We start from the raw sequence: 13,136 nt of genomic DNA, 5'->3' as shown, positions 1-13,136 counted from the left end.
GGCGCCCCTCCCGCCCGCCACCCGGTCGTCTTCCCGGCGTGCCGCGGCGCGTGAAGCTGCGCTGTTGGGCCGCTTAAGAAATCCTCGATGGACTGGACGGCCGCCGCTCGGCAGATTGGTGCCCGACCACCGAACAGTGATCACCGCTCAGCGCCATGCACGACGCACCACCACCCTCCGGGAGCCGCGCCCATGAAGGCACTTGTCAAACAAAAGGCCGAGCCGGGGCTGTGGCTCATGGATGTGCCCGAGCCGGAGTACGGGGACGGTGATGTACTGATCAAGGTGCTCCGTACCGGCATCTGCGGCACCGACCTGCACATCCGGTCCTGGGACGGCTGGGCCCGGCAGACCGTCACCACACCCCGCGTCCTCGGCCACGAGTTCGTCGGCGAGGTCGCCGCCGTCGGCGCCGCCGTACAGGACGTGGCCGTCGGCGATCTGGTCAGCGGCGAGGGCCATCTCGTCTGCGGCAAGTGCCGTAACTGCCTCGCCGGCCGCAGGCATCTCTGCCGCAGCACCGTCGGGCTCGGTGTCGGCCGCGACGGCGCCTTCGCGGAGTATGTCTCCCTGCCCGCCGCGAACGTCTGGGTGCACCGCGCCGAGGTGGATCTCGATGTCGCCGCGATCTTCGACCCGTTCGGCAACGCCGTGCACACCGCGCTCTCCTTCCCCCTCGTCGGTGAGGACGTGCTGATCACCGGCGCCGGCCCCATCGGCATCATGGCCGCGGCCGTCGCCCGGCACGCCGGTGCGCGCAATGTCGTGATCACCGACGTCAGCGCCCACCGCCTCGAACTCGCCCGCAAGGCCGGCGCGACCCTCGCCCTCGATGTCTCTCCCGCCGACATCGGTATCGCCGACGCACAGCGGCAGCTCGGCCTCAAGGAGGGCTTCGACATCGGTCTGGAGATGTCGGGACGCCCCGAGGCCATGCGCGACATGGTGGACAACATGACGCACGGCGGCCGGATCGCCATGCTCGGGCTGCCCGCCGAGGAGTTCGCCGTCGACTGGTCGAAGATCGTCACCTCGATGATCACGGTCAAGGGCATCTACGGACGCGAGATGTTCGAGACCTGGTACGCGATGACCGTCCTGCTCGAAGGCGGGCTCGATCTCACGCCCGTCATCACCGGCAACTACGGGTACGAGGACTTCGACGCCGCGTTCGACGAGGCGTCCTCCGCGCGCAGCGGCAAGATCATTCTCGACTGGACCGTCTGACCGTCTGACCGTCTGACCGTCTGACCGTCCGACCGCCTGACCGGCCTCCGTGGCCCGCCGAGCCCCACAAGAAGGAGCCCTTCATGTACGCGTCCGTCCGGGACGACCTGTCCGCCACCCTCGACGAGATCCGCGACGCCGGTCTCTTCAAGCCCGAGCGCGTGATCTCGACCCCGCAGAGCGCCTCCGTCGCCGTCACCGCGGGCGGCGCCCCCGGTGACGTCCTCAACTTCTGCGCCAACAACTACCTCGGGCTCGCCGACCACCCCGAGGTCGTCGGCGCCGCCAAGGACGCGCTCGACCGCTGGGGCTACGGCATGGCGTCCGTACGCTTCATCTGCGGCACCCAGGAGATCCACAAGGAGCTGGAGGGGCGGCTGTCCGCGTTCCTCGGCCAGGAGGACACGATCCTCTACTCCTCCTGCTTCGACGCCAACGGCGGAGTCTTCGAGACGCTCCTCGGCCCGGAGGACGCCGTCATCTCCGACGCCCTCAACCACGCCAGCATCATCGACGGCATCCGGCTCTCCAAGGCCCGTCGCCTCCGGTACGCCAACCGCGACCTCGCCGAACTGGAGACCAGGCTCAAGGAGTCCCAGGACGCCCGTCGCCGGCTGATCGTCACGGACGGCGTGTTCTCCATGGACGGGTACGTCGCCCCGCTGGCCGAGATCTGTGATCTCGCCGACCGGTACGACGCGATGGTCATGGTCGACGACTCGCACGCCGTCGGCTTCGTGGGCCCCGGCGGCCGGGGCACCCCCGAACTGCACGGCGTCATGGACCGGGTCGACATCATCACCGGCACGCTCGGCAAGGCGCTCGGCGGCGCCTCCGGCGGCTATGTCGCGGCCCGCGCCGAGATCGTCGCGCTGCTGCGCCAGCGCTCCCGTCCGTATCTCTTCTCCAACTCGCTCGCCCCGGTCATCGCCGCCGCGTCGATCAAGGTCCTCGATCTGCTGGAGAGCGCGGACGAACTGCGGGACCGGCTGAACGCCAACACCGCGCTCTTCCGTACGGAGATGACGGCGGCGGGGTTCGAGATCCTGCCCGGCGACCACGCCATCGCTCCCGTCATGATCGGCGACGCCGCCGAGGCGGGCCGGATGGCCGAACTGCTGCTGGAGCGCGGGGTCTACGTGATCGGCTTCTCGTACCCCGTCGTCCCCATGGGCCGGGCGCGGATCAGGGTGCAGCTGTCCGCCGCCCACTCCACGGCGGACGTGGAGCGGGCGGTCGCGGCGTTCGTCGACGCGCGCGAGGCGATGAAGCGGGAGGGCTGAGCGCCGGTGCCGGTGGGACGGCCGCTGCCGGTGGGGGTGGAGTTCCGGGCAGACCTGGCAAAATGGGCTGGGTGATCGACCCCAGGCGGCTGCGCGTGCTGCGGGCCGTGGCGGACCACCGTACGGTGACCGCCGCGGCCGCCGCGCTCTATCTCACCCCCTCGGCCGTCTCCCAGCAGCTCGCCGCGCTGGAGCACGAGACCGGGCACGCGCTGCTGACCCGCAGCGGCCGGGGCGTACGGCTGACCGCCGCCGGGGAGATCCTGCTCACCCACGCGCATGCCGTCCTCGCCCAGTTGGAGCGCGCCGAGGCGGAGCTGGCGGCGTACGCGGGCGGGACGGCGGGCGAGGTCACGGTCGCCGCCTTCGCCACGGGCATCGCGGAAGTGCTGGCCCCGGCCCTCCAGCTGCTCGGCGGCCCCCACCCCGACATCCGCGTACGGGTACGGGACGCCGAGGGCGACGAGAGCCTGCCGATGGTGCTCGACGGGGAGGCGGATCTCGCGGTCGCGGTCGAGTACCGCGGCGCCCCGCGCGAGGACGATCTGCGGCTGTGGCGGGTGCCGCTGTACGCGGAGCCGTTCGACGCGGTCCTGCCCGCCGCGCATCCGCTCGGCCTCGGCGCCGTGGTCGAGCTCGCCGAGCTGGCCGACAGCGACTGGATCGGCCCGTACCCCGGCAACCCCTGCCATGACGTGATCCAGCTCGCCTGTGAACTGGCGGGCTTCCAGCCGCGACTGGCGCACTCCTCCGACGACTTCCGCGCCGTCGTCGCCCTCGCGGGCGCGGGCGCGGGGGTGGCGCTGGTCCCGCGCTCCGCACTGCGCGGTATGGAGTTGAAGGGTACGGTCGTACGCCCCGTGGCGGGCCCGGCCGCGACCCGCAGGGTCTTCGCCGCCGTACGCCGGGGCGCGGAGGCGCACCCGCTGATCCGTCCGGTTCTCGACGCGCTGGCACGGGCGGCGGGCGGCCTGCCGACGGACTGACGGCCACCGGCGGCGGGCCCACACGGCCCGGTGACCGCTTTCCAGAGGTTCCGTGGCCGCCGCGGTGAGGGCCCGCCCGCCGGGCGCGGGCGGGCCGGTGCGCCACCACTACGCCTGGAACTTCTCCCCGATCGTGCTCAGGGCGGCCGACACCCGCTCCTCGGTGCCCGTCCTGCTGAGGCCGAGCCCGCTGAGCACGCCCACGCCGTCCTCCTGCTCCAGCAGCGCCAGCAACAGGTGCTCCGTGCCGATGTAGTTGTGGCCCAGCCGCAGTGCCTCGCGGAAGGTGAGTTCGAGGACCTTCTTCGCCCGGGCGTCGAAGGGGATGAGATCGGGCACGGGCTCGCCGGAGGGCTCCGGCAGCGCCTCGGCCACGGCGGCCCCGATCGTCTCCAGCTGGACGCCCTGGGCGATGAGTACCTGTGCGGCCAGCCCCTCCGGGTCGTCGAGCAGACCGAGCACGAGATGCTCCGTGCCGATCTGCGTGTGACCGCCTTCGCGGGCCTTGTTCTGGGACGCGACGACGACGCTCCTGGCTCGCGGGGTGAACCTGCCGAAGTTCTGGTTCGCGTCGGACGCGGGCTCGTCCTTCGTCACGAACCGCTTCTGGGCGGCCTGCCGTGTGACCCCCATGGACTTGCCGATCTCGGTCCAGGAGGCGCCGGAGCGACGGGCCTGGTCGACGAAGTGGCCGATCAGATGATCGGCCACCTCGCCGAGGTGGTCAGCGGCGACGACGGCGCTCTGGAGCTGTTCGAGGGCGTCTCCGTGCACCTTCTTGATCGCCTCGATGAGGTCGTCGAGACGGACGGGATTGTCTACCTGAGTGGGTTTCACCATGAGGCAACCCTAGGTTGACAGTCACCATGGTGTCAACCCATGGTTGACACCATGGTGAGGGGTGAGCGCGACGATCCTCCGCCCGGTGATCGCGCGCGGCGGTTCAGCTCAGCAGGCTCGGCGCCGCCCGGTCCAGTACCGATCCCACGCGCTCCCAGGTCTCCATGTCCCGCTCCACGGGGGGCAGTTCGGTTCCTTCGCCGGTCCGCCACGAGGTCGCGATCGCCACCGGGTCCTCGCCCGTCGCCGCGCCCGCGGCCAGCGCGGCGGCGCCCAGCGCGACCAGTTCGCCGCTCGTCGGGACGATCACCCGGCGGCCGGAGAGCCTGCGGACCGTATCCACCCACATCCGGCCCTGCGCGCCGCCGCCGACCAGGCGCAGCGGGCGGCCCGCCGCCTCCGGGGACGCGGGGTCGAGGCCACAGGCGCGCAGCACCTCGTCCAGCGCGCGCAGTACGGTGACGGCCGCGCCCTCGTAGGCGGCCCCCAGCAGCTGCTGGGGGCTGGTGTCATGGCGCAGCCCGGTCAGCAGACCCGAGGCGGCGGGGAGGTCGGGGGTGCGCTCGCCGTCCAGATAGGGGAGCAGTACGGCTTCGCCGCCCGGTACGGCGTCCTCCCGGTCGAGCCGGAGCAGTGAGGCCACCTTGTCGACGGCGAGCGTGCAGTTGAGCGTGCAGGCCAGCGGCAGAAACGTACCGTCCGCCGCAGCGAACCCGGCGAGCGCGGGGGAGCCGGGGCGGGTGCGGGTGGCGGCGAAGACCGTACCCGAGGTGCCGAGACTCAGGACCGGATGGTCCAGCAGCCCGGCGCCGCCGAAGCCGAGACCGACGGCCGCGCTCATGTTGTCGCCGGTGCCCGCGGCGACGGCGATGTCCGCGGGCAGGCCCAGTTCCGCCGCCGATCCCGCCGTGAGCGAGCCGACGCGCGCCGCTCCGGTCGCGGCGACGGCGGGCAGCAGATCGGCGTCGAGGCCGAGGAGCGCGAGCAGTTCGGGGTCGTACTCGCCGGTGGCCGTGGAGTACCAGCAGGTGCCCGAGGCGTCACCGGCGTCGGTGGCCGCGGTGCCCGAGAGCCGCTCGGTGAGAAAGTCGTGGGGGAGCCTGATGGCCGCCGTGGCCTCCGCGATGGCGGGGTCGTTCTCCCGCAGCCACTGCCACTTGGAGGCCGTCATCGAGGCCACCGGCACGGAGCCCGTGCGCGCCGTCCAGGCGTCCGGGCCGCCCAGTGCCTCGGTGAGCGCGGCGGCCTGCGGGGCCGAGCGGGTGTCGTTCCAGAGCAGCGCGGGGCGCAGGGGCCTGCCGGTGCGGTCGAGCACCACCAGACCGTGCTGCTGCCCGGCGACGGCGATGCCGGTCACGGCCGCGGCGTCCACCCCGGATTCCTTCAGACCGGCGGCGACCGCCTCGCGCAGCGCGTTCCACCACACCTCCGGATCCGTCTCCCGGGCGCCGCCCTCACCGGTCACCCGGTGCGGTGCGCGGCCCACGGCGAGCAGCCGGCCTGTGGTGGCGTCCGTGAAGGCTGCTTTGGTGGACTGGGTGGAGCTGTCCACGCCGATCACGACCGGGTTCCGCGACATGGGCGTACCTCCAGATTGGGCGTCGGGGAAACAAATTACGCGATGGCCTGACACACGGGAACCGTGCCGACGATCATCATCCTGTGTCCATGGGCGTGCGGGGGCTTTTCCGTACCCGCATACCCGTGCATTATTAGTCATGTCAGAAAACAAATGAGGTCGGCACGTGCCGGACCTGAGGTATCGAAGGCGGCCAGAGTCATGACGGAACGCTTCACACCCACCCCCGAGGACAAGTTCAGCTTCGGTCTCTGGACGGTGGGCTGGCAGGGCAAGGACCCGTTCGGCGACACGACCCGCCCGGCGCTGGATCCCGTCGAATCGGTTCACCGACTCGCGGAGCTCGGTTCGTGGGGTGTGACCTTCCACGACGACGACCTCATTCCGTTCGGCTCGACGGAGGCGGAGCGCGAAGCGCACATCAAGCGGTTCAGGCAGGCGACCGAGGCGACCGGCATCACGGTCGAGATGGTCACCACGAACCTCTTCACCCACCCCGTGTTCAAGGAGGGCGGCTTCACCGCGAACGACCGCGACATCCGCCGCTACGCCCTGCGCAAGGTGCTGCGCAATGTCGACCTCGCGGCCGAACTGGGCGCCAAGACCTTTGTCGCCTGGGGCGGCCGTGAAGGCGCGGAGTCGGGCGGTGCCAAGGACATCCGCCTTGCCCTCGACCGGATGAAGGAGGCGTTCGACCTGCTCGGGGAGTATGTCGTCGAGCAGGGCTACGACCTCAGATTCGCCATCGAGCCCAAGCCCAACGAGCCGCGCGGCGACATCCTGCTGCCCACCGTCGGTCACGCCCTGGCGTTCATCGACCGCCTGGAGCGCCCCGATCTGTTCGGCGTCAACCCGGAGGTCGGCCACGAGCAGATGGCCGGGCTCAACTTCCCGCACGCCATCGCCCAGGCGCTCTGGTCGGGCAAGCTCTTCCACATCGACCTCAACGGCCAGCACGGCACCCGCTACGACCAGGACCTGCGGTTCGGCGCCGGCGACCTGCGCGCCGCCTTCTGGCTGGTCGACCTGCTGGAGAACGCGGGCTGGGAGGGCGCGCGGCACTTCGACTTCAAGCCGCCGCGCACCGAGGACATCGACGGGGTGTGGGCCTCCGCCGCCGGCTGTATGCGCAACTATCTGATCCTCAAGGAGCGCGCCGCCTCCTTCCGCGCCGACCCGCTCGTCCAGGAGGCGCTGCGCGCCTCCCGCGTGGACGAACTGGCGCAGCCCACCGCCCCCGAGGGCGTGACCGCCCTGCTGGCCGACCGCGCCGCCTACGAGGAGTTCGATGTCGATGCCGCCGCCGCGCGCGGTATGGCGTTCGAGCACCTCGACCAGCTCGCGATGGACCACCTCCTCGGCGTCCGCTGACGTCGGGACCGCGCCGCGAGGCGCGCGGGACGGGCGTACGTCAGCCCGTTCCGCGCGCCTCGCGGTGTACGTACGCCACCGGATCGGCCAGCACCGCCTGGACGACCAGAGCCGCCGCGCCGCGTGCCGCGTCGCCCGCCGAGGAGGACCCGCGCAGCCGCCCGCTGTCGCTCTCCCACAGGCCCGACACCACCCGGGCGGTCAGCTCCCGGTCGGCGGCGGCCGAGAGCCAGGGCATCAGCTCCCGGTAGATCCCGCCCAGGACGACCGCGTCCGGATCGAAGAGATTCACCGCACCCGACAGCACCCGGCCAAGGACCCGCCCGGCCCGTTCCACGGCGGCGACGGCCTCCGGGTCGCCCGCGCTCGCCCGCAGCCCCAGCTCGGCCACGCCCGGCACCCCGGCGTTCTCGTCGATCCCCGCCGCCCGCAGCAGCGCGGACTGGCCCGCGTACTGCTCCAGACACCCCCGGGAGCCACAACGGCACAGCGGACCCTCAGGATCGACCACCACATGGCCGATCTCCCCGGCGAACCCATGGGCCCCGCGCAGCAGTTCGCCATTGAGCACCAGCGCGCCGCCGACGCCGATCTCACCCGTCAGATAGAGGAAGGTACGGAGCGGGCCGAGTTCGCCGAACCACAGCTCCGCCAGCGCCGCGAGATTGGCCTCGTTCTCCGAACTCACCGGCAGCGGGGGCAGTTCGGGGCGCAGCTCGGCCAGCGCGGCGGCGAACAGCTCGTCGGCGGGGACGAGATTCCAGCCGAGGTTCGGGGCCTGTCGGACCGTACCGCCCGACACCAGCCCCGGCAGGGCGAGTTGGACCCCGACCGGCAGCAAGTCCTGCTGGGCGGCGGACTCCAGGGTGCGAGCGGCGATCCTGGCGCAGCGGGCCAGTACATCGGTGGGCCGGGAGCCCCGGTTGTCGAGGTGTTCGGTCAGCCGGACCCGGTCGGTGCCGGACAGGTCGACCACACACACCGACACATAGTCGATATTGATCTCGACGCCGATCCCCGCGGGTCCCGTGCGCGTCACCTTCAGTACGGTGCCGGGGCGCCCGGCCTGGCCGCTGAACGTCTTGCCGGACTCGGAGAGGAACCCGCTGTCCAGCAGCTGTTCGACCAGGGACGACACGGCCGCCCGGGTCAGGCCCACCCGCGCCGCGACACCGGCCCGGGTCGCCTCGCCCTCGTCCCGTACCGCTCGCAGCACAAGGCTGAGATTGTGCCGGCGCACGGTCTCTTTGTCGGCCTTCGGGCCGAGGGAAGTGTGGTTGTTGTTCATCTCGCAGACGAGCCTATGTGATCGGCCCGCGGTGGCGGGAGCGGAGCGCCAAGCCGACCGGCCGATCAGTCGGCCCTCCCAGGTCCTGTCGGTCGAGAGGCTCTAGCCCCGCTGTGCCGGGACCGTCCCCGCCGTGCCGTCCGGCGTCCAGGAGGGGGCCGTGCCGGTGAGCTGGCAGACCATGAGGTAGAAGGGGATCGGCGGGGTGTAGGGCGTGGGGTCCTCCGGCCAGTGGATCAGCCGGGGGTGCGCCGCGGGTACGGTCGTCCCCGCGACATAGCGGGCCGGGGAAGGCCAGGTCAGATCGAGGTCAGAGCCCGCCGGAACGATCCACCACCACCACTCGGCGTCGGCGAAGACACAGCCCTTCCTCGGCAGCCGGGCCATCAGCCGGAAGCCGTGCTCCGCCGGGATACCCACGGCGTCGCACCCCAGCGAGGCGGGCAGGGTCGGCGGCAGCGGCAGCTGTACGTATCCGGGAGACGACTCGGTGCGCAGGCCGCGCGAAAGGCGCTGTAGCGCGGTCTTCAGCATGACTGCTCCGCTCCGTGTGACAGTTCCGCCCAGACGACCCGCCCGGGTCCGTATCCCGAGGTGTCGTGGGCTCCCCAGCCACTGCATATGGACTCGACGAGAAACAGTCCACGGCCGCCCTCGCCCTCGGCCTCGCCTTCCGCGGTGCGGTGCAGCTGCGGCCCCGTCGGCCCGTACCCCTGGTCCTCCACGGCGATCCGCAGCTTTCCGTCGCTCTGCCGTATCTCGCAGATGACATGGTCGCCCGCCGCGTGCACCACCGCGTTGGTGACCAGCTCCGACACGACGAGCACCGCGGTCTCGCGGGACTCCTCGTCCACGCCCCAGGTGACGAGACGGTCGCGGGTCAGCTGTCTGGCACGACAGACGGACTCGGCGTGAGCCGGCAACTGGAACCCGTAACGGCGGACAACGTTGCCAGGGCACAGGGCTATGAGCTGGGGGGTGAGCGCGTTACCAGGTGCCACGACCGATTCCTAACGGTGGGGGAGCAGCGTTCGCGCGCAAGACCTCTCCCGTGGCAGAGCGCGACAACCGCGTGAACTGGTTCACCGATCCACTCTCCACCCGCCGAGGACACTTGGCAAGTAGCACTCTGAATTTTTCAGAGTGCCGTGTTCTTCGTGGAAGAGACATGGCAGACTGCTGTCAACCGTGCGTGGGGAGGACCCAGAAGTGAGTGAGCCGCGGTCCGCCCCGACCGTGGGACAGGTCGTACTGGGCAGACGTCTGCAGGATCTGCGGGAGCGTGTCGGCCTGAAGCGCGAGGAGGCCGCCAAGCTCCTCCGCGTGGCACCGGCGACCATACGCAGGATGGAGACGGCCGAGGTCGCTCTCAAGATCCCCTATGTGCAGGTGCTGCTCAGGGCCTATGGGATCCCCGAGGACGAGGCCGACGCGTTCGTCGAGCTCACCGAGGAAGCCAATAAGCCGGGCTGGTGGCAGCGGTTCCACGACATCCTGCCCGACTGGTTCAGCATGTATGTCAGCCTGGAGGGGTCCGCGGCGCTGCTCAGGGCGTACGAACCGCACTTCGTCCCCGGGCTGCTCCAGACCGAGGGTTACGCGCGCGCCGTGATGAACGCCGGAGCGGTGGGACAGGCGCAGCCCGAGGACATCGAGCGCCATGTGGCGCTCCGGATGGAACGCCAGTCGCTCCTGACCCGTGCGGACGCGCCCAAATTCTGGGTGATCATGGATGAGACGGTGCTGCGCCGCCCGGTGGGCGAGGGCCCGGAGATCATGCGGGAACAGATCGACCGGCTGCTCGAAGCCACCGCCCTGTCCCATGTGACCCTCCAGATCGCGGAATTCTCGACCGGACACCACCCGGGTACCTACGGGCCGTTCGTGATCTTCCGTTTCGCCGAACCGGAGCTGCCGGACATGGTCTACAGCGAGTACCTCACCGGTGCGGTCTATCTCGACGCTCGTCCCGAAGTGGCCACCCACCTGGAGGTCATGGACCGGATGGCGGCCCAGGCCGCAACTGCACAACGCACGAAGGAGATCCTCAAGGATGTCCGCAAGGAGCTGTGAATGGATCCCATATACAACGGCATGCCCGCCGCCGACCTCGGCGCCGAAGGCTGGCACAAGCCGTGGAGTGGTGGTAACGGCGGCAACTGCATCGAGGCCATGAAGCTGGCCGACGGCAGAGTCGCGGTGCGCCAGTCCGCCGACCCAGACGGCCCCGCGCTGATCTACACCACCAACGAGATCGCCGCCTTCATCCAGGGTGCCAAGTCGGGCCAGGCGGACTTCCTGCTCACCTGATCCATCGGCCGGTCCTGCTCAGCCGAACCAGCTCAACCCCTGTTCTTCCGTTCTCCCCTTCTCCACAGCTGTATATCTCCACTCATCGACGACTCATTGACCTGAGACTCATGGAGCGCACATGACCGGGCATGACCCGATCGACACCACCAGGCCGCATCCGGCCCGGGTGTACGACTGGTTCCTCGGCGGCAAGGACAATTACCCGGTGGACGAGGAGATGGCGAAGCAGCTTCTCGCACTCGACGCCAGGGGTCCCGAAATGGCCCGGGTCAACCGGGCGTTCATGCACCGCGCCACCCGCTGGCTCGGCACCGAGGGCGGGGTGCGCCAGTTCCTCGACATCGGTACGGGCATCCCCACCGAGCCCAATCTCCACCAGATAGCCCAGGAGGTCGCACCCGACTCCCGGATCGTCTACACGGACAACGACCCGATCGTCCTCCGGCACGCCGAGGCGCTGCTGCGCAGCACCCCGGAGGGCGTCACCGAGTATGTCCAGGCCGATGTGCGCGAGCCGGGGAGCATCATCGAGGCCGCCGGGAAGATCCTGGACCTCACCCGTCCGGTCGCGCTCTCGCTCGTCGCGCTGCTCCACTTCGTCTCGGACGAGGACGGCGCGTACGAGCTGGTGCGCCGGCTGTTCGACCCGCTGCCGTCCGGCAGCTATCTCGTCATCTCCCACGCCACGGGCGATTTCGACCGGGAGAGCTCGGACCAGGCCCGTGCGCTGTACCAGCAGCGTGGTCTGACCCTGGCCCTCCGTTCGCGGGACGAGTTCGCCGCGTTCTTCACCGGGCTCGATCTGGTCGAGCCCGGCGTCTCGCTGGCCGCCGACTGGCGGCCGGAGCTGGGTGAGGTCGTGCCGGTCCCCGGCAACGAGCCGATCCCCGGGTACGCGGCCGTGGCACGCAAGCTGTAACCGGTAACGGGGGCGCGGCGTCGCAGCACTATTCAGGTGTGCTGCGACGCCGCGCGCAAGAGTGGTGACCGCTGCCCCTCAGGCGCCCACGCGGCGCTTGTTCCAGACGTCGAAGCCGACGGCGGCCAGCAACACCAGCCCCTTGATGACCTGTTGGTAGTCGGTGCCGATGCCCACGAGCGACATGCCGTTGTTGAGCACGCCGAGCACCAGCCCGCCGATGATCGCGCCGAAGACCGTGCCCACGCCGCCGCTCATGGAGGCGCCGCCGATGAACGCGGCGGCGATGGCCTCCAGTTCGAAGTTGATCCCGGCCTGGGGCACACCCGCGTTGAGCCGGGCCGCGTAGACGATTCCGGCCAGCGCCGCCAGCACCCCCATGGTGACGAAGACGAGGAATGTGACGCGCCTGTCCTTGACCCCGGACAGCTTCGCCGCGGCCTGGTTGCCACCGAGCGCGTACACATGACGGCCGACGACCGCGTTGCGCATCACATAACCGAAGCCGATCAGCAGCGCCGCGAGCAGCAGCAGGACGACCGGCACCCCGCGATAGCTGGCCAGTGTCATCGTGAAGGCGAGTACGGCGGCGGCGAGCGCCACGCACTTGACGAGGAAGAGGCTACGGGGAAGCACCTCCAGGTCGTACGCCCGCTGCCGGCGCCGGTCCCTGAACTCCTGGAAGAGCGCGAACGCCAGCAGCGCCAGCCCCATCAGCAGGGTCAGGTTGTGGTAGTTGGTGGCCGGGCCGATCTCGGGCAGATAGCCGGTCGAGATCTTCTGGAAGCCCTCGGGGAACGGGCCGAGTGAACGCGACCCCAGGAAGATCTGCGTACCGCCACGGAACAGCAGCATGCCGGCGAGTGTGACGATGAACGACGGAATGCCGACATACGCGATCCAGAACCCCTGCCAGGCACCGGCGACGGCCCCGATGAGCAGTCCGAGGACCAGCGCGAGCACCCACGGGATGTCGTGCTCGACCATCATCACCGCGCAGGCGGCGGAGACGAACGCGGCCAGCGAGCCGACGGAGAGATCGATATGGCCCGCGATGATGACGATCATCATGCCGATGGCGAGGACCAGGATGTAGCTGTTCTGGAGCACCAGATTGGTGACGTTGTTCGGCTTGAGGAGGACGCCGTCGGTCCAGATCTCGAACAGGACGACGATCAGGCCGAGCGCGATCAGCATGCCGTACTGCCGCATATTGCGGCGCGCCGCCTCCAGCAGGAGCGCCCCCGTACCGCTTCGCCCGGAGGGAGGCGCCGGTGGGGATTCCTTCGGTGTGTCGCCCTTCGGCGTATCGGTGGTGACCGGACCCATG

13 protein-coding genes are annotated in these 13,136 nt (G+C 70.3%); 7 read left to right on the top strand and 6 right to left on the bottom strand.

The window, feature by feature from the left end:
- Positions 1-192: 192 nt before the first annotated feature.
- The 3 genes from tdh (at position 193) to AB0M67_RS00560 (ending at position 3,496) form a co-directional block, all read left to right on the top strand.
- Positions 193-1,227, top strand: a complete 1,035-nt coding sequence (gene tdh, locus AB0M67_RS00570) for an L-threonine 3-dehydrogenase (RefSeq protein WP_365741016.1) — start codon at positions 193-195, stop codon at positions 1,225-1,227.
- Between the two features lie 83 nt (positions 1,228-1,310).
- Positions 1,311-2,510, top strand: coding sequence for a glycine C-acetyltransferase (locus tag AB0M67_RS00565; RefSeq protein WP_365741014.1), 1,200 nt, complete (start codon positions 1,311-1,313; stop codon positions 2,508-2,510).
- 71 nt (positions 2,511-2,581) lie between these two features.
- Positions 2,582-3,496, top strand: a complete 915-nt coding sequence (locus AB0M67_RS00560; RefSeq protein ID WP_365741012.1) for a LysR family transcriptional regulator — start codon at positions 2,582-2,584, stop codon at positions 3,494-3,496.
- Positions 3,497-3,604: 108 nt separating this feature from the next.
- Here AB0M67_RS00560 and AB0M67_RS00555 read toward each other — a convergent pair whose 3' ends face one another.
- Both AB0M67_RS00555 and xylB read right to left on the bottom strand, forming a co-directional pair.
- Positions 3,605-4,336: a Clp protease N-terminal domain-containing protein gene (locus AB0M67_RS00555; RefSeq protein ID WP_365741009.1), complete on the bottom strand. Its 732-nt coding sequence runs from the start codon at positions 4,334-4,336 to the stop codon at positions 3,605-3,607.
- 103 nt (positions 4,337-4,439) lie between these two features.
- Positions 4,440-5,915, bottom strand: a complete 1,476-nt coding sequence (gene xylB / locus AB0M67_RS00550) for a xylulokinase (protein ID WP_365741003.1) — start codon at positions 5,913-5,915, stop codon at positions 4,440-4,442.
- A 201-nt stretch (positions 5,916-6,116) separates the two neighbouring features.
- Between xylB and xylA the strand changes: the two genes are divergently transcribed.
- A complete protein-coding gene (gene xylA, locus AB0M67_RS00545; RefSeq protein ID WP_365741001.1) occupies positions 6,117-7,286 on the top strand; it encodes a xylose isomerase in 1,170 nt (389 codons plus the stop codon).
- Between the two features lie 40 nt (positions 7,287-7,326).
- On the opposite strand, the gene AB0M67_RS00540 is transcribed toward xylA, so the two are convergent.
- From AB0M67_RS00540 to AB0M67_RS00530, 3 genes are all read right to left on the bottom strand, one after another.
- Positions 7,327-8,574 (bottom strand): ROK family protein, encoded by a 1,248-nt coding sequence (locus AB0M67_RS00540; protein ID WP_365740999.1) that lies wholly within the window; start codon positions 8,572-8,574, stop codon positions 7,327-7,329.
- A gap of 102 nt (positions 8,575-8,676) precedes the next feature.
- Positions 8,677-9,108 carry a hypothetical protein gene (locus AB0M67_RS00535; RefSeq protein ID WP_365740997.1) on the bottom strand — a complete coding sequence of 144 codons (432 nt, stop codon included), beginning with the start codon at positions 9,106-9,108 and terminating at the stop codon, positions 8,677-8,679.
- The gene (locus AB0M67_RS00530; RefSeq protein WP_365740995.1) at positions 9,102-9,575 is read right to left on the bottom strand and encodes an ATP-binding protein; all 474 of its coding nucleotides are present in this window, start codon (positions 9,573-9,575) and stop codon (positions 9,102-9,104) included. Before AB0M67_RS00530 ends, AB0M67_RS00535 begins: the two co-directional genes overlap by 7 nt.
- A 208-nt stretch (positions 9,576-9,783) precedes the next feature.
- Between AB0M67_RS00530 and AB0M67_RS00525 the strand changes: the two genes are divergently transcribed.
- From AB0M67_RS00525 to AB0M67_RS00515, 3 genes are all read left to right on the top strand, one after another.
- Positions 9,784-10,647: a helix-turn-helix transcriptional regulator gene (locus AB0M67_RS00525; RefSeq protein ID WP_365740993.1), complete on the top strand. Its 864-nt coding sequence runs from the start codon at positions 9,784-9,786 to the stop codon at positions 10,645-10,647.
- Positions 10,648-10,884 (top strand): DUF397 domain-containing protein, encoded by a 237-nt coding sequence (locus tag AB0M67_RS00520; protein WP_030350290.1) that lies wholly within the window; start codon positions 10,648-10,650, stop codon positions 10,882-10,884.
- 121 nt (positions 10,885-11,005) lie between these two features.
- Positions 11,006-11,806 carry an SAM-dependent methyltransferase gene (locus AB0M67_RS00515; RefSeq protein WP_365740991.1) on the top strand — a complete coding sequence of 267 codons (801 nt, stop codon included), beginning with the start codon at positions 11,006-11,008 and terminating at the stop codon, positions 11,804-11,806.
- Positions 11,807-11,884: 78 nt separating this feature from the next.
- Here AB0M67_RS00515 and mmsB read toward each other — a convergent pair whose 3' ends face one another.
- Positions 11,885-13,135 carry a multiple monosaccharide ABC transporter permease gene (gene mmsB, locus AB0M67_RS00510; RefSeq protein WP_365740989.1) on the bottom strand — a complete coding sequence of 417 codons (1,251 nt, stop codon included), beginning with the start codon at positions 13,133-13,135 and terminating at the stop codon, positions 11,885-11,887.
- Position 13,136: the final 1 nt, after the last annotated feature.

Origin of the sequence: Streptomyces sp. NPDC051662, assembly GCF_040681655.1 — a bacterium.
Classification (GTDB): Bacteria; Actinomycetota; Actinomycetes; order Streptomycetales; family Streptomycetaceae; genus Streptomyces.
Note: the sequence above shows the minus strand (reverse complement) of the source record. Positions and strands in the feature narration are given on the sequence as shown.

Excerpts from the sequence above, each read along its gene's own strand:
- tdh (WP_365741016.1), top strand. The coding sequence starts at position 193 with ATGAAGGCACTTGTCAAACAAAAGGCCGAGCCGGGGCTGTGGCTCATG.
- AB0M67_RS00565 (WP_365741014.1), top strand. The coding sequence starts at position 1,311 with ATGTACGCGTCCGTCCGGGACGACCTGTCCGCCACCCTCGACGAGATC.
- AB0M67_RS00555 (WP_365741009.1), bottom strand. The coding sequence starts at position 4,336 with ATGGTGAAACCCACTCAGGTAGACAATCCCGTCCGTCTCGACGACCTC.
- xylB (WP_365741003.1), bottom strand. The coding sequence starts at position 5,915 with ATGTCGCGGAACCCGGTCGTGATCGGCGTGGACAGCTCCACCCAGTCC.
- xylA (WP_365741001.1), top strand. The coding sequence starts at position 6,117 with ATGACGGAACGCTTCACACCCACCCCCGAGGACAAGTTCAGCTTCGGT.
- AB0M67_RS00540 (WP_365740999.1), bottom strand. The coding sequence starts at position 8,574 with ATGAACAACAACCACACTTCCCTCGGCCCGAAGGCCGACAAAGAGACC.
- AB0M67_RS00535 (WP_365740997.1), bottom strand. The coding sequence starts at position 9,108 with ATGCTGAAGACCGCGCTACAGCGCCTTTCGCGCGGCCTGCGCACCGAG.
- AB0M67_RS00520 (WP_030350290.1), top strand. The coding sequence starts at position 10,648 with ATGGATCCCATATACAACGGCATGCCCGCCGCCGACCTCGGCGCCGAA.
- AB0M67_RS00515 (WP_365740991.1), top strand. The coding sequence starts at position 11,006 with ATGACCGGGCATGACCCGATCGACACCACCAGGCCGCATCCGGCCCGG.
- mmsB (WP_365740989.1), bottom strand. The coding sequence starts at position 13,135 with ATGGGTCCGGTCACCACCGATACGCCGAAGGGCGACACACCGAAGGAA.